General features: G+C 71.7%; 14 protein-coding genes. 4 read left to right on the forward strand and 10 right to left on the reverse strand.

Translation table 11 applies throughout. The features are described 5' to 3' along the window. Window positions 1-219 precede the first annotated feature (219 nt). From OG730_RS12890 to ureA, 4 genes are all read right to left on the reverse strand, one after another. The gene (locus OG730_RS12890; RefSeq protein WP_327304367.1) at window positions 220-840 is read right to left on the reverse strand and encodes a TetR/AcrR family transcriptional regulator; all 621 of its coding nucleotides are present in this window, start codon (window positions 838-840) and stop codon (window positions 220-222) included. Window positions 841-872: 32 nt separating this feature from the next. Continuing rightward, a complete protein-coding gene (locus OG730_RS12895) occupies window positions 873-1,913 on the reverse strand; it encodes an agmatine deiminase family protein (RefSeq protein WP_327304368.1) in 1,041 nt (346 codons plus the stop codon). A 63-nt stretch (window positions 1,914-1,976) separates the two neighbouring features. Further along, window positions 1,977-3,719: an urease subunit alpha gene (locus tag OG730_RS12900; protein ID WP_327304369.1), complete on the reverse strand. Its 1,743-nt coding sequence runs from the start codon at window positions 3,717-3,719 to the stop codon at window positions 1,977-1,979. Continuing rightward, window positions 3,716-4,441 (reverse strand): urease subunit gamma, encoded by a 726-nt coding sequence (ureA, locus tag OG730_RS12905; protein WP_327304370.1) that lies wholly within the window; start codon window positions 4,439-4,441, stop codon window positions 3,716-3,718. The genes OG730_RS12900 and ureA overlap by 4 nt, the downstream gene beginning before the upstream one ends. Before the next feature lie 164 nt (window positions 4,442-4,605). Here ureA and OG730_RS12910 point away from each other — a divergent pair, with 164 nt between their 5' ends. Then, complete coding sequence (locus OG730_RS12910; protein WP_327304371.1) at window positions 4,606-6,030, forward strand: cytosine permease; 1,425 nt, start codon at window positions 4,606-4,608, stop codon at window positions 6,028-6,030. Between the two features lie 77 nt (window positions 6,031-6,107). On the opposite strand, the gene OG730_RS12915 is transcribed toward OG730_RS12910, so the two are convergent. The 4 genes from OG730_RS12915 to OG730_RS12930 form a co-directional block, all read right to left on the reverse strand. Then, complete coding sequence (locus tag OG730_RS12915; RefSeq protein WP_327304372.1) at window positions 6,108-7,211, reverse strand: branched-chain amino acid aminotransferase; 1,104 nt, start codon at window positions 7,209-7,211, stop codon at window positions 6,108-6,110. Between the two features lie 231 nt (window positions 7,212-7,442). Continuing rightward, window positions 7,443-8,483, reverse strand: coding sequence for a 3-isopropylmalate dehydrogenase (locus OG730_RS12920; protein ID WP_327304373.1), 1,041 nt, complete (start codon window positions 8,481-8,483; stop codon window positions 7,443-7,445). Window positions 8,484-8,575: 92 nt separating this feature from the next. After that, window positions 8,576-8,710, reverse strand: a complete 135-nt coding sequence (locus OG730_RS12925; protein ID WP_327304374.1) for a hypothetical protein — start codon at window positions 8,708-8,710, stop codon at window positions 8,576-8,578. A 260-nt stretch (window positions 8,711-8,970) separates the two neighbouring features. Beyond that, window positions 8,971-9,852, reverse strand: a complete 882-nt coding sequence (locus OG730_RS12930) for a LysR family transcriptional regulator (RefSeq protein WP_327304375.1) — start codon at window positions 9,850-9,852, stop codon at window positions 8,971-8,973. Window positions 9,853-9,952: 100 nt separating this feature from the next. Between OG730_RS12930 and OG730_RS12935 the strand changes: the two genes are divergently transcribed. Together OG730_RS12935 and OG730_RS12940 are read left to right on the forward strand one after the other, a co-directional pair. Then, on the forward strand, window positions 9,953-11,011 hold the full coding sequence (locus OG730_RS12935) for an NADP-dependent oxidoreductase (RefSeq protein ID WP_327304376.1): 1,059 nt from the start codon (window positions 9,953-9,955) through the stop codon (window positions 11,009-11,011). A gap of 119 nt (window positions 11,012-11,130) precedes the next feature. Further along, window positions 11,131-13,161, forward strand: coding sequence for a phosphocholine-specific phospholipase C (locus OG730_RS12940; protein WP_327304377.1), 2,031 nt, complete (start codon window positions 11,131-11,133; stop codon window positions 13,159-13,161). On the opposite strand, the gene OG730_RS12945 is transcribed toward OG730_RS12940, so the two are convergent. Both OG730_RS12945 and OG730_RS12950 read right to left on the reverse strand, forming a co-directional pair. Continuing rightward, a complete protein-coding gene (locus OG730_RS12945; protein WP_327304378.1) occupies window positions 13,162-13,707 on the reverse strand; it encodes a GNAT family N-acetyltransferase in 546 nt (181 codons plus the stop codon). It lies immediately after the preceding gene. Continuing rightward, window positions 13,704-14,267 carry an SMI1/KNR4 family protein gene (locus OG730_RS12950; RefSeq protein ID WP_327304379.1) on the reverse strand — a complete coding sequence of 188 codons (564 nt, stop codon included), beginning with the start codon at window positions 14,265-14,267 and terminating at the stop codon, window positions 13,704-13,706. The genes OG730_RS12945 and OG730_RS12950 overlap by 4 nt, the downstream gene beginning before the upstream one ends. A gap of 130 nt (window positions 14,268-14,397) precedes the next feature. On the opposite strand from OG730_RS12950, the gene OG730_RS12955 reads away from it, so the two are divergent. After that, window positions 14,398-15,099, forward strand: coding sequence for a nitroreductase family protein (locus OG730_RS12955; protein ID WP_327304380.1), 702 nt, complete (start codon window positions 14,398-14,400; stop codon window positions 15,097-15,099). The last annotated feature ends 63 nt before the right edge of the window (window positions 15,100-15,162 follow it).

Here is a 15,162-nt window from a genome sequence, read left to right on the forward strand (position 1 = left end):
GTGCGAGAGGTCTGCGCGCGGGTCTGGGGCACGGTGGCCGCCTCCGCGAAGTTCTTCCGCGGCTCAGCGGCCACTGGGGACCGGCGCGCTGCTGTCCATAATCATGAGCTGAGCAGGCACGTCGGCAGTCTGCCATACCGCATGCCGTGCGTGGACGGGAATCTCAGCATGCGGTCACACCCGTCCGAGGGTCGGCCGGGGCGGCCCCGGGCCGCCGGCTCAGGCCCCGGATCCCGGGGTCAGTGCCTCGCTGAGGAACTCGCCGACGTGCTCCAGGATGTCGCCGCGCCCTATCCCGGGCAGGCCGACGGCGACCTGGATGCTGAACCCGTCGAGCAGGGCCCGCAGCCGGGCCGCGAAGCGGTCCGGGTCGACCGGGCGGAACTCCCCGCGCGAGATGCCCTCGGCGAGCAGGGCCACCAGGTCGCGGTGCCAGGCGCCCTCGATGGCCCCCTGGCGCTCCCGCTCCCCCGGTCCCGCGTCCTGCGAGCGGTTCCAGACCTCCAGCCACAGGGTCCAGTGCGGATCCCGGGCGCCCTCGGGCACGTACAGGTCCACGTACGCCTGCAGGCGCTCGCGCACCGGGCCGCGGCGGGACAGCAGGGCGCGGCGGCGGGTGCCGAGCGCCGCCTCGCTCCACTCCAGGGTCTGCAGCAGGAGCTCGTCCTTGGTGCGGAAGTAGTAGAGGAGGTGGCCGCTGCTCATGCCGACCTGGCGGCCCAGGCCGGCCATGGTCAGACCGTCCAGGCCTCGTTCGGCGATGGTGGCCATGGCGGCGACCAGTACGTCCTCGCGCGGCGGCGCGTTCTTGCGCGCGGCACGTACTTCACCCGCCACCATGGCCCACTCCTCGTCCCGGCCGCCCTCTCGGGTCAGACCTTCGGCTGCTGCTGGGTGATGCAGTGGATACCGCCACCCCCGGCGAAAATCGTACGTGCGTCGACGAGCGTCACGGTCCGCTCGGGGAACAGACCGCGGAAGATCTCCGCCGCCTCCTCGTCGCGCGGGTCGTCGAAGGCGCACAGGACCACGCCGCCGTTGCACAGGTAGTGGTTGATGTAGGAGTAGTCGACCCACTCCCCGTCCTCTTCCAGCACGGTCGGCGCCGGGATCTCCACAACCTGGAGCTGCCGGCCCCGCGCGTCGGTGGACGCGCGCAGGATGGCGGCGATGGTCTTGCCGCGCTCGTGGTCCGGGTGGGCCGGGTCGGGCTGGCTGTGGACCATGACCACGCCGGGGCGGGCGAAGGCGGCGACGATGTCCACGTGGCCCTGGGTGCCGTAGGTGCCGTAGTCGCCGGCCAGGCCGTACGGGAGCCAGATCGCCTTGGTGGTGCCCAGGTGGGCGTGGATCTCGGCCTCGACCTGCTCGCGGGTCCAGTCGGGGTTGCGGCCCTTGCCGAGCTGCACGGTGTCGGTGAGGAGCACGGTGCCCTCGCCGTCCACGTGGATGGCGCCGCCCTCGTTGACCAGGGCGGTGCTGTAGGTGCGGGTCCCGACGAGGCCGGAGATCTCCCGGGCGATCTCCGAGTCGTGGTCCCAGCGGGCCCACTCCTGGGCGCCCCAGCCGTTGAAGGTCCAGTCGACGGCCGCCAGCTCGCCGGCGTCGTTGGTGACGAAGGTCGGGCCGATGTCGCGCATCCAGGCGTCGTCGAGCTGCCGCTCGACCAGCTCGATGTCGTCACCCACGACGGCGCGGGCGCTCTCGGCGTCGCCGGGCGAGACGACGAGGGTCACGGGCTCGTACGAGCGGACCGCGCGGGCCACGGCGCCCCAGGCCTCGCGGGCCTCGGCGAGCTCCTGCTCGTTGGTGAAGGTGGGGTTGGGGCTGGGCCAGGCCATCCAGGTGCGCTCGTGGGGCGTCCACTCGGCGGGCATCCGGAAGCCGGCGTTCACGGGGGTGGTGTCGGTCATGGCAGGGGGTCCTTACGGGCTGTGCTGACTTCCGGGCCGTGCTGGTTCAGAGGCTGTGCTGGTTCAGAGGAAGTACAGGCGATTGAGGGAGACCGATTCGGCGGCTTCGGAGCGCAGCGGTTCCCCGTCGAGGGAGACGAGTCCGCTGCGCGCGTCCACATCGACCGCGCCCACCCGGGAGTTGAGGAGCAGGTTGCCGGGGCCGATGCCGCGGGTGCCGCGGACGGCGACCCGGCGCCTGCGGGTCGGCATCTCGTCGCTGCCCAGCGCCGCCGCGGCGGCCGAGACGAAGGCGACGGAGATATCGGCGGCGGTGGCCCCGTACGAGCCGAACTGCGGCCCGAGGACCAGCGGTTCGCAGGTGTCGGTGGCGGCGTTGGGGTCGCCGGTGACCCCGTAGGCGGGGAAGCCGGACTTGAGGACCAGCTGCGGCTTGGCGCCGAAGAACTGGGGGCGCCACAGCACGATGTCGGCGAGCTTGCCGACCTCGATGGAGCCGATCTCGTGGGCCAGGCCGTGGGCGATGGCCGGGTTGATGGTCAGCTTGGCCATGTAGCGCAGGACGCGGGCGTTGTCGTCGCCCTCGCCGTCGCCGTCCAGCGGGCCCAGCTCGCCCTTCATCTTGGCGGCCATGGCGAAGGTGCGGCGGATGGTCTCGCCCGCGCGGCCCATGCCCTGGGCGTCGGAGGAGGTGATGCCGATCGCACCGAGGTCGTGCAGGACGTCCTCGGCCCCCATGGTGCCCGCGCGGATCCGGTCGCGGGCCATGGCGGCGTCGCCGGGGAGGTCCGGCTTGAGGTCGTGGACGGAGACGATCATCCCGTAGTGCTCGGCGACCGCGTCCCGGCCGAAGGGCAGGGTCGGGTTGGTGGAGGAGCCGATGACGTTCGGGACGCCCGCCATCTTCAGGACGTTGGGGACGTGTCCGCCGCCGCAGCCCTCGATGTGGAAGGCGTGGATGGTCCGGCCGTCCAGCACCCGCAGGGTGTCCTCGACGGACAGGCATTCGTTGAGGCCGTCGCTGTGCAGGGCGACCTGGACGTCGTACTCCTCGGCCACGCGCAGGGCGGTGTCCAGGGCGCGGGTGTGCGCGCCCATGTCCTCGTGCACCTTGAAGCCGGACGCGCCTCCCTCGGCGAGTGCCTCGATCAGCGGGGCCGGGTCCGAGGAGGAACCGCGGGCCAGGAAGCCGATGTTGACGGGCCAGGCGTCGAAGGCGTTGAAGGCGTGCTTCAGCGCCCACGGGGAGTTGACGCCGACTCCCCAGACGGGGCCGAACTCCTGCCCGATGATCGTGGTGACGCCCGCGGCGAGCGAGGCCTCCATGATGCGCGGGGAGAGCAGGTGCACGTGGGTGTCGACGGCGCCGGCGGTGGCGATCATGCCCTCGCCGGAGACGATGCTCGTCCCGGTGCCGACCACGACGTCGACCCCGTCGAGGGTGTCGGGGTTGCCGGCCCGGCCGATCGCGTGGATGCGGCCCTCGCGGATGCCGATGGAGACCTTGCGGATGCCGAGTACGGCGTCGATGACCAGCACGTTGCTGATCACCACGTCGCAGGTGTCGCGGACGGCGGCGGCCTTCAGGTGCAGTCCGTCGCGGGCCGTCTTGCCGAAGCCGGCCAGGAACTCGTCCCCGGGCTTCTGGGAATCGGACTCCACGCGGACGGTCAGCCCGGAGTCGCCGAGCCGTACCCGGTCACCGGCGCGGGGGCCGAAGACGGATGCGTACTCGTGCGGGTCGATGTGCCGGCTGCCGGGTGCGCAGTGCGCGCTGTGGTCCGTGTGGGGTGTCTGCCGGCTCATGCGGTCGTCCCTTCCGGGCGGTCGTTGGCGTCGGGGGCGGCGGTCGCGCCGAGATAGCCGCAGGCTTCGGCGCGGGTCAGCGCCTGCTCCTTGGCCCCGGGCGCGTCCAGCGGGCCGTCCACCAGTCCGGCGAAGCCGATGGCGATGCGTGCGCCACCGATCGGGACCAGGGCGACCTCGGCCTCCCCGCCGGGGTCGAAGCGGACCGAGGAGCCCGCGGGCACGCACAGCCGCATGCCGTACGCCGCCGCGCGGTCGAAGTCGAGGCGCGGGTTGGCCTCGAAGAAGTGGAAGTGGGAGGTGACGCTGACCGGCACCGGCGCGGTGTTGCGTACGCGCAGGTGGACCGTGGGCTCCGGCTGGGGGGCGCCGGGGCCGGGTACGACCGCGCCCGGGGCGTCCTCGCCCAGGCCGACGGCGCCCCGGATCGGGGACGAGACCACCGCGAGGCGGGATCCGTCGTCGAAGACGGCCTCCACGTGCACCTCGGTGACCACGTCGCTGACGCCGGGCAGGACGTCGTCCGGGCCCAGCACGGAGCGGGCCTCCTCGATGGCCTCCGCCAGCCGCTTGCCGTCGCGCGCGGCCTCGCAGACCGTGTCCGCGATGAGCGCGGTGGCTTCCGGGACGTTGAGTTTGAGTCCGCGGGCCCGCCGGGCCCTGGCCAGTTCCGCAGCGCTGCGGAGCAGCAGCCGGTCGCGCTCCGTAGGGGTCAGCCGCACGCCGATCCACCACCCTTTGAGTCGATGGGTTAGAGCATCACTCTAACTCTTCATTTGCTTGCAATGAAGCATTGACCTGAGACCTGGGCTTAGGTCACATTGAGTGTCGCTCAAACATTCATGCATCGCAGTGCCACCCCCCGCCCTGCCAAGGGAGTCCCCCCATGCCCATCGAACAGCGCGGAGTCGACACCATCCCGGAGGAGGAACGGACGAGCGGTCCCCGTGACCTGATCTCGATCCTCCTCGGCTCCAACCTCTGCCTCGGTGTGATCGTCTTCGGCTGGCTGCCCCCGTCCTTCGGACTGGGACTGTGGCCGTCGGTCACCGCCATCGTGACCGGCACCCTCGTCGGCATCGCCTTCACCGCGCCGCTGGCGCTCGTCTCCCTGCGCACGGGGACCAACCTCTCCACGTCCAGCGGCGCCCAGTTCGGCGTCCGCGGCCGGCTCGTCGGCTCGGTCGTGGGCCTGCTGCTCTCCCTCGGCTATACCGCGCTGACCCTGTGGATAGGCGGCGACGTGATGGTCGGCGCCCTGGCCCGGCTCACCGGACTGCCGGACACCGGCGTCTCCCGGGCCGTGATGTACGGCGTGCTCGCCGCGTGCACCGTCGTCGGAGCCGTCTTCGGCTACCGGCTGCTGCTGCGCATGAGCAAGGTGCTCTCCATCGGCATGGTGCTGCTGCTGGCCGTCGGCGTGTTCGCCTACGCACCCGACTTCACCACCGCCGCCCCGCCCGACACCGCGTACCTGCTCGGCTCCTTCTGGCCGACCTGGCTGCTCGCCGCCGTCGCCGCCGGGCTCAGCGGGCCCGTCGCCTTCATCACCCTGCTCGGCGACTACACCCGCTACATCTCCCCGCGCCGGCACAGCTCCCGCACGGTGCTCTGGTCCACCGGGCTCGGCCTGCTCGTCGGGCTGCTGATCCCGCAGCTCTTCGGCACCTACACCGCGCTCGCCGCCCGGGCGGGCGCCGAGTACGCCGGTCCGCTGGTCGACGCCGCGCCGTTCTGGTACCTGGTTCCGCTGCTGGTCGCCGCGGCGGCCGGATCGGTCGGCAACGCCGGGCTGATGCTCTACTCCATGGGCCTCGACCTGGACGCCATCGTCCCCAAGGCGACCCGTACGACGGCCACCGTGATCGCCGCGGCCGTCGCCACCGCGTTCGTCTTCGTCGGCTCCTTCGAGTGGGACGTGCAGGCCGCGATGACCTCGTTCGTCCTGCTGCTGACCGCGATCGGCACGCCGTGGGCCGTGATCACCCTCATCGGCTACGTCCGCTGCCGCGGCCGCTACGACGCCGAGGCCCTCCAGGTCTTCAACCGCCGCGCCAAGGGCGGGGTCTACTGGTTCCGCGGCGGCTGGAACATCCGGGCCACCCTCTCCTGGGCCGTCGGCGCGGGCGTCGGCCTGCTCGCCGTGACCACCCCGTTCTACGAGGGCCCGCTGCTGGCCCTGACCAAGGGCGTGGACTGCTCCTTCGTCCTCTCCGGCCTGACCGGCGGCCTGGTCTACGCGGCCCTGACCGCCCGCGGGGCCCCCGCCGCGGCACCCGCCGAAGCCGACGTGGAGCCGGTCGCCGCCTAGGACCGCTCGCCCGTACGCGCGAAGGCCCGCGTCCCCTCGGAGGGGGCGCGGGCCTTCGCGCGTACGGGCCGCGGGGCCTAGCCCAGCGGGTGCATCCAGCCGTGGGTGTCCGCGTTGTGGCCGGTCTGGAGGTCCAGGAGGGCCTTGCGGAGCTTCATGGTGACCTCGCCGGGCTCACCGGTGCCCTGGGTCCAGTTGGCGCGCTCCGACTTGACGGAGCCGACCGGGGTGATCACGGCGGCGGTACCGCAGGCGAAGACCTCGGTCAGGGTGCCGTTCTCGTTGTCGCGCTTCCAGTCCTCGGTGGTGATGCGGCCCTCTTCGGCGGTGTAGCCGAGGTCGCGGGCGATGGTGAGGAGGGAGTCGCGGGTGATGCCCGGGAGGAGCGAGCCGGTGAGCTCGGGGGTGACGATGCGCTGTGCTCCATCCTTTTGCCCGTACACGAAGTACAGGTTCATCCCGCCCATCTCCTCGATCCAGCGGTGCTCGACCGCGTCGAGCCAGACGACCTGGTCGCAGCCGTGCTCGGCGGCCTGGGCCTGCGCGACGAGCGAAGCGGCGTAGTTGCCACCGGTCTTGGCGGCGCCGGTGCCGCCCTTGGCGGCGCGGACGTACTCCTCGGAGAGCCAGACGGAGACGGGCTTGACGCCACCGGGGAAGTAGGCGCCGGCCGGGGAGGCGATGACGATGAAGAGGAACTCGTTGGCCGGGCGGACGCCGAGGCCGACCTCGGTGGCGAACATGAAGGGCCGCAGGTAGAGCGAGGCCTCGCCGGAGTCCGGCACCCAGGCGCGGTCCTGCTTGATCAGCGCGTCACAGGCGTCGATGAACAGCTCGGTCGGCAGCTCCGGCATTGCCATCCGGCGGGCGGAGGCCTGGAAGCGCTCGGCGTTCGCCTGCGGGCGGAAGGTGGCGACGGTGCCGTCGGGCTGCTTGTAGGCCTTCAGCCCCTCGAAGATCGTCTGCGCGTAGTGCAGGGTCATGTTCGCCGGGTCCATCGACAGCGGCGCGTACGGGACCAGCTCGGCGTCGTGCCAGCCGCGGCCCTCGGTCCACTTGATCGTCACCATGTGGTCGGTGAAGTGGCGGCCGAAGCCGGGGCTCACCAGGATCGCGTCGCGCTCCGCGGCGGACAGGGGGGTCGAGGAGGGCTTCAGCTCGATCGTGGGCGTCGTCGTCATGAGTGCTTGTCCTTCACCGGTTTTGTAGGGCGGACCGCGCTCACGGCGTACTAGGACGTCCGAGCTTCCCCGTATTCCGCGGCCTCGCGTTCGATTATCGCGCGCGAGGGGGCTTCGGTGAAACGGGGTGAATGCGGCCCAGAGGAGATGGTGGCACCCGGGGCCGCACAGGAGAAGCCGCCGGGTGCGGTGGTCGCGACCCGGCGGCTTCCTGGAGGTGGGGCTACCGGGTCAGCCGGCTACTCGCGCGGCGAGGGCGTCGCCGATGGCGTCGGTGGAGCGGAAGGTGCCGTCGCGCTCGGCGAGGTCGGCGGAGACCGCGTCCTCGATGCGGGCGGCCTGGGCCTCGTAGCCGAGGTGGCGCAGCAGGAGGGCGACCGACAGGATCGTCGCGGTCGGGTCGGCCTTGCCGGTGCCGGCGATGTCCGGGGCCGAGCCGTGGACGGGCTCGAACATGGACGGGAAGGCGCCGGTCGGGTTGATGTTGCCCGAGGCGGCCAGGCCGATTCCGCCGGTCACGGCGGCGGCCAGGTCGGTGAGGATGTCACCGAAGAGGTTGTCCGTGACGATGACGTCGAAGCGCTCCGGCTGGGTGACGAAGAAGATCGTCGCGGCGTCGACGTGCAGGTAGTCGGTGGTGACCTCGGGGTACTCCTGGCCGACCTTGTCGAAGATGTTCTTCCACAGGTGACCGGCGTAGACGAGGACGTTGTTCTTGTGGACCAGCGTCAGCTTCTTGCGCGGGCGGCCGTTGGCACGCTCGTACGCGTCACGGACCACGCGCTCGACGCCGTAGGCCGTGTTGATGCTGACCTCGGTGGCCACCTCGGCCGGGGTGCCGGTGCGCAGGCTGCCGCCGTTGCCGGTGTACGGGCCTTCGGTGCCCTCGCGGACCACGACGAAGTCGATCTCCGGACGGCCGGCGAGCGGGGTGGCCGTGTTGGGGAAGAGCTTCGACGGGCGCAGGTTGATGAAGTGGTCGAAGGCGAAGCGGAGCTTCAGCAGCAGACCGCGCTCCAGGACGCCCGACGGGACCGAGGGGTCGCCGATGGCGCCCAGCAGGATCGCGTCGTGGTGCTTGAGGGCTTCGAGCTCCGCGTCCGGGAGGGTTTCACCGGTGCGGTGCCAGCGCTGGGCACCGAGGTCGTATTCCTTGGTCTCCAGCTTCACATCCTGGGGCAGGACCGCGGTAAGGACCTTGAGGCCCTGAGCCACGACTTCCTGGCCGATGCCATCACCGGGGATCACTGCGAGATTGATGCTGGTCGACATGGTGGAACCGTACTCCTTGTCCCATCCCTCAGACATATTGCGTCCATCATGTGGACGCAATATGTCCCGGGCCGGGAGGGTTCAGCGGCAGGTCAGTGGCCGGTCGAGCCGCCGTTGTCACGGCGGTCGAGGGCGCGCTGCAGGGCGGCGGCGGCGTTCTTGCGGTCCGCGTCGGCGGAGGCGGAACGGCGGACGCGGTGGGCGGTGGTGGAGGGGGTGTGCGTCATGGTGATCGACTCCTTGAGATCACGGCGTGGCGGGGCCACGGATGAGGGGTTCCTTCAAGGCGCCGGAAGAGGCGGGGAGCGGTGCGCGACAGGGGTTGCCTGTCATCGGGCGCGCGCTCTCGACCGCCATTCGCCGGATCGGCGAGACGTTCGGCTTCTACAACGTAAGCCAGCTCCCGCTGTATGTCTCCGCAATTACTCGGACTTCCTACTATCTGAGACGCCGAACGACCCGGAAGGCTTCTATCCCGGCTCCGGTTTCAGCCTCCCTGGGCCCGAAGTTCCCTGATCAGAGCCCGTACGGCGAGAGTGGCAGCGGATTCCGGTGTGGTGACGTACCCCACCCGCCTCACCGGCCCCTCCGGACCCAAACCGGTGACCTCCACGGCTCCGGTCGCCTCCCGGAGGGACAGCTCGGGCATGATCGCCATCCCGAGCCCCCGGCCGACCATGGTCAGCACCATCGCGTCGTCCTCCGCCTTGACGGTCGCCCGCGGGATCCAGTCCTGCGCCAGCCACCAGGCGCGCGTGTGGGAGCCGCAGTTCTCGTCCCAGTCCATCAGGGGCAGCGCCTTCGGGTCGGGGTGTCCCGCCGGATGCACCAGGGCGTACGCCTCCTCCACGAGCACCCCGCTCAGCAGGCCGGGCGGCAGACCCTGCGCGACGCCCAGCGTCGCGATGCCGAGGTCCGCGCGGCCCGCGGCCACCTCCCCGGCCGCACCGGCGCCGAGCTCGCGCACCACCCGGACCTCGGGGCGGATGCCGGGGTGCCGGGCGGTGAGCCGCTCCAGGGCGGGGGGCAGCAGGTGCAGGGCCGCGCTGCGGAAGGCGGCGATCCGCAGGACGCCGTCCAGGACCGCCGGACCGGCGCCGCCGCCCGCGCCGCGCGCCTCCGCGGTCATGACCTCGAAGAGCCGCAGGATCCGGCGGGCGTGCCCGACGGCCCGCTCCCCCGCCGGGGTGGGCGAGGCCCCGGTCCGGCCGCGGACGAAGAGCACCGCGCCGAGCTTGGCCTCGCTGCCGCGCACCGAGTGCGAGACGGCCGACTGGGTGAGGCCCAGCGAGACGGCCGCGGCCGAGAAGCCGCCCCGCTCGGCGACGGCCACCAGCACCCGCAGTTCCTGCGGGAGGAGCTCGGACACAGGGCTCTCACCTCGTTCTATGAGCGGCATTCATGGGTGTGCGGCTTCCATGAGCCCAACCCCCTGCCCGGGCCGGCGATTCCCTCCTAGCGTCCTCGCCATGACCACGAACGCCACGCACGCCATGAACGCCACGAGCACCACGAACACCGCTTACGCCGTCCACCAGATCGCCCGGCCGGACGGCTTCCCCGCGGCCTCCGACTTCGCCTACGTCCGGACCCCCGTCCCCGAGCCGCGCCCCGGCACCGCCCTCGTGGAGAACCTCCTGCTCTCCGTGGACCCCTACCACCGCGGACTGATGGACGGCGGCGAGGGGGGCTTCGAGCTCGGCACCCCGCTGGAAGGCCGCTCGGTGGGCCGGGTCGTCGCCTCCCGCGACCCCGGGCTCGCGGAGGGCGACCTGGTCTTCCACCGCGAGGGCTGGCGCACCCACGCCCTGGTCACCCTGGGCGCCGGCGGCACCCGCAAGCTGCGCGGCCACGAGGGCGTCCCGCTGGAGGCGTACCTCTCCATCCTCGGCGGCACCGGCCTGACCGCGTACGCCGCCCTGACCCGCACCGCGGCCCTGCGCGAGGGCGAGGACCTCTTCGTCTCGGCCGCGGCGGGCGGGGTCGGCACGGCCACCGGCCGCATCGCACGGCTGCTCGGCGCCCGCCGGATCATCGGCAGCGCGGGTTCGGCGGCGAAGGTCCGCCACCTCACCGGGGTCCTCGGCTTCGACGCGGCCTTCGACTACCACGACGGGCCGGTCGGGGAGCAGCTCGCGCAGGCGGCCGCCGCCGGCGGGGGCGGCATCGACGTCTACGTGGACAACGTCGGCGGGGACCACCTGGAGGGGGCCATAGACGTGCTGCGCGAGTACGGGCGGATCGCCTGGGTCGGCGGGATCTCGATGTACAACGGCGACCGCTCCCCCGCCGCGCCCCGCAACCTCTTCGAGGTCGTACACAAGTCGCTGCGCCTGGAAGGGGTATTGGTTCGCAATCACACCAATCTGCAGGACGAGCTGGAGGACTTCCTCGTGCCGCACCTGCGCAGCGGCCGGATCGGCACCGACACCACCGTTGTACAGGGGTTTGAGCACACGGTGGAGGCCTTCCGGGGCATGCTCCGGGGCGAGAATCTCGGAAAGATGCTCGTGCGCGTCGAGGCCTGAATCCAGCCACCCGGATGTTCACCGACTTCTTACCGCACGGATGTAGACCTTTGGCGCGACTGCCGTCACGCTTGCCGTCAATGTGCCAGCGGGGCACTTGAGTTGGAGGCGAGCAGCCAGTGACACCTATCAGCCGCAGAGGATTCGTGGGAATCGGCGCCGGGCTGATGGCAGGGGCGACCCTGCCCGCGATCGCGCCGACCTCGGCGGCCGCGGCCACCGCGTCGGGCACGATCACCGACGTGAAGCACGTGGTGATCCTGATGCAGGAGAACCGCAGCTTCGACCACTACTTCGGCAAGCTGAAGGGTGTCCGCGGTTTCGGTGACCGCGCGGCCGGCAACATCCCGGGCGGCTGGGGCATGTTCAACCAGCCCAACTGGGGCGGCCGCCAGTACCCGTGGAAGCTCAGCTCCACCCCGCCGGCGGGCGGCGTCGACGGCGAGACCCTCGCCCAGTGCAACGGCGACCTCCCGCACAGCTGGACCTCGCAGCACGCGGCCTGGAACAAGGGCCGCATGGACAACTTCGTCACCGGCGTCGGCAACACCCGCACCCTCGGGTACCTCGACCGCGGCGACATACCGTTCCACTACGGCATCGCCGACGCCTACACCATCTGCGACGCCTACTTCTGCTCCACCCTGAGCGCGACCGGCCCCAACCGCACCTTCCTGTGGAGCGGCAAGATCGACGCGGGCAGCAAGGACGGCGGCGACGAGTCCGGGCTGACCTGGGAGACGTACGCGGAGGCCCTCCAGCGCGCCGGGATGAGCTGGAAGGTCTACCAGAACGCCCAGGACAACTACGGGGACAACGGGCTGGCCTACTTCAAGAAGTTCACGGACGCCAAGCCCGGCAACCCCCTGTGGGACCGCGGCATGGGCTCCGTCCCCAAGGTCACCGGATCCACCCCCGACGACATCGCCGCCGCCATCCGCGCGGACGTGGTCGCCGGGACCCTCCCCCAGGTGTCCTGGGTCGTGGCGAACGAGGCCTTCTCCGAGCACCCGTACGCCCCACCCGGCGACGGCGCGCACTTCGTGGACCTGGTCTACCGCGCGCTCTCGGCGAACCCGGAGGTCTTCGACTCCACCGTCCTCTTCCTCAACTACGACGAGAACGACGGCTTCTTCGACCACGTCCCGCCGCCGATCGCCCCGCCCGGCACCGCGGGCGAATACCTCGACGGCGTCCCGATCGGACTCGGCTTCCGCGTCCCGATGATCGTGATGTCCCCGTGGACCCGCGGCGGCTGGGTGAGCTCCGAGGTCTTCGACCACACCTCCGTGCTGCGGTTCATGGAGAAGTGGACGGCCGCGCTCGGCACCCCCGCGAACTGTCCGAACATCAGCGCGTGGCGCCGCAAGGTCACCGGCGACCTGACGGGCGTCTTCGACTTCGCGCACCCGGTCTACGGGGTTCCCACGGGCCTGCCGTCCACGGCCAAGGTCATCGGGCAGGCGACCTGCGGCCCGCTCTCCAACCCGGTGCCGCAGGACAACGCGCAGCCGGCGCAGGAGGCCGGGACCCGGCCCGCGCGCGCCGTTCCGTACCAGGTCAACGGGAACCTCGACCGGTTCGAATTCGGCTCGGGCGGCAAGATCCTGGCCTGGTTCTCGATGACGAACGCGGGCGCCGAGGCGAAGCAGGCGGCGCACTTCTCGATCCACCCGCACCAGTACCGGGACACGGCCGCCTGGCAGTACACGGTGGACGCCGGCGCCACGTCCTCGGACTACTTCAACATCGGCACGGGCAGCGGCTCCGGCAAGTACGACATCTCGATGTACGGGCCGAACCGCTTCCTGCGGCGGTTCATCGGCGACGCGTCGAAGGCGGGGAAGTCCATCGAGGTCGCGTCCCGCTTCGCGGTGGAGCCGGGCACCGGCAAGACGGCGCTGTACCTCAAACTGACCAACTCCTCCGCCTCCCCGGTGACCTTCACGATCCGCGCGAACGCCTACCGCACGGACGGCCCGTGGACGTACACGGTGCCGGCGAACTCCTCGCGCGAGGACTACTTCAACGCCGTCGCCTACCACAACGGCTGGTACGACTTCACGGTCCTCGCCGACTCCGACGGCACCTGGTCGCGCCGCTACACGGGCCACATCGAGACGGGCGCGCCGAGCGTCAGCGGCAGCTAGCTAGAGCACGTCCCCGTCGCGCCAGTCGAACCACAGCGGCCCGGTGGTGGGATCGAGCAGCACCCCACCGCCGGGCGGCGTCCACACGTACGTCGCCCCCTCCTCCTCGGGCAGCCGCTCGGGCCCGCCGGGCCCGAGCACCCCGATCTCCCCGCCCCACACCCGCCAGCCGCGGCCCGCGTACAGCCGAGCCCCGTCGGCGGAGGCGCTGAGCGCCCCGAGCGCGTAAGCCCGCTCGACGACCCCCTCGACCGCCTCCATCACCAGAGCGCCGAGCCCGCGCCGCCGCCGGTCGGCCCGCACGGCCACGGCCTCGACGTAGCCGGTGCGCAGCGCCCGGCCCCGGTGCAGCACCCGCCGCTGCACGACGCTCCCGTGCGCGACGAGCTCACCGCCCTCGTGCACCAGGACGTGCAGCCCGCCGAGCGCGTGCTCGAAGTCCTCGCCCCCGAACTCCCCCTCGAAGGCGGCATCGAGCAGCTCCCGAACCCGCCGCAGCTCCCCCTCGGACAGCTGCGAGGTGTGCCGCAGCGATACCTCGTTCACGCCTGCCCCTCCAGCCATCCGGTGTACCAGGTGCGGAAGTCAGGACTCTCCGGCGTGCGGCTGCCGAAGTCCTGGTCCAGGAACCAGACCTCGCCGGTCAGCGGTCCGTTGACGACGAGCCGGGAGTACATGCCGCAGCCGTGGTCGGCGAGCACCAGTGTGCCCCGCGTCAGGCCTTCGTCCGGGTCGTACCTCAGTCCCTCGTCGAACGGCCGGGGCTCCCGCATGGGACAGGGGGCGGCCAGCCGGCCCGGCCTCCGGTCGTCCGCCCACTCCCCCTCGGCGGCCCCGTCCGCGTCGGCGGACGGGCGCGGGGTCACGAGCGGCATCAGTCCGTACGCGGGACCGGCGGGACCGTCACCCACGCGGGCGACGAACGAGCGGTACTCCGGGGGCAGCCGGCATCCGTGCTCCTCCTCGAAGGCACGGATCTCGGCCTCGGGAAGCGGCGGAGCCAGCTCGTACCGGTGACTGCGGGCGCCGTGGCGCAGGGCCCCCGGGTCCTGCGCCGCCATCTGCCGCAGCCTCGTCCGTACGGCTCGCGCGTCCCAGTCGCCCATGGCACGACCGTAGCAAGCGCCGTCCCCCCACCGCCTGTATCCGCTATGCGGACATGAAATATCGCCCACCGGCCGAATTGGGCCGACGCGACTCTGGCGGTCTGGACCATTGGCTCGGCAGACTCGCCCCATGTCTCCCGATACCCAGCAGTGGACCCCGATCCACGGCCAGCCGTACCGTTCCGCCCCCTACCGCCCCGAGCGGATGCCGGCGCCGGAATCGCTCGCGCGCGCCGCCGAGTTGCGGACGCGGATGGACGAGCGCAGGACCGTACGCCACTTCTCCGCCGACCCGGTGCCCGAGCAGGTGGTCCGGGACGCCATCGCGTGCGCCGCGACCGCGCCCTCCGGGGCGCACCAGCAGCCGTGGACCTTCGTCCTCGTCAAGGACCCGGCCGTACGGGAGCAGATCCGCGCGGCCGCCGAGCAGGAGGAGCAGCTCTCCTACGACGGCCGGCTCGGCGACGAGTGGCTCGCCGCCCTGCGCCCCATCGGCACGGACGCCGTGAAGACCCACCTCACCGACGCCCCGGCCCTGATCGTGGTCTTCCAGCAGCGCTACTGGCTCGGCGAGGACGGCACGAAGCACAAGCACTACTACGTCGACGAGTCGGTCGGCATCGCCGTCGGCATGCTCCTGTCGGCCCTCCACCTCTCCGGCCTGGCCGCCCTGATCCACACCCCGAGCCCGATGCGCTTCCTCTCCCACGTCCTGAACCGCCCGGAGAACGAGAAGGCCTTCGCGGTCATCCCGGTCGGCTACCCGTCGGACGACTGCGAGGTCCCCGACCTGATCCGCAAGTCCCTGGACCAGGTCATCGTCGAGGTCTAGGCGGGCCCGCGGACATGAAACCGCCCCCGCTCCGGACTTGGGGGTACCGGAACGGGGGCGGGG

The sequence above is a fragment of the Streptomyces sp. NBC_01298 genome, assembly GCF_035978755.1.
Lineage (GTDB): Bacteria > Actinomycetota > Actinomycetes > Streptomycetales > Streptomycetaceae > Streptomyces.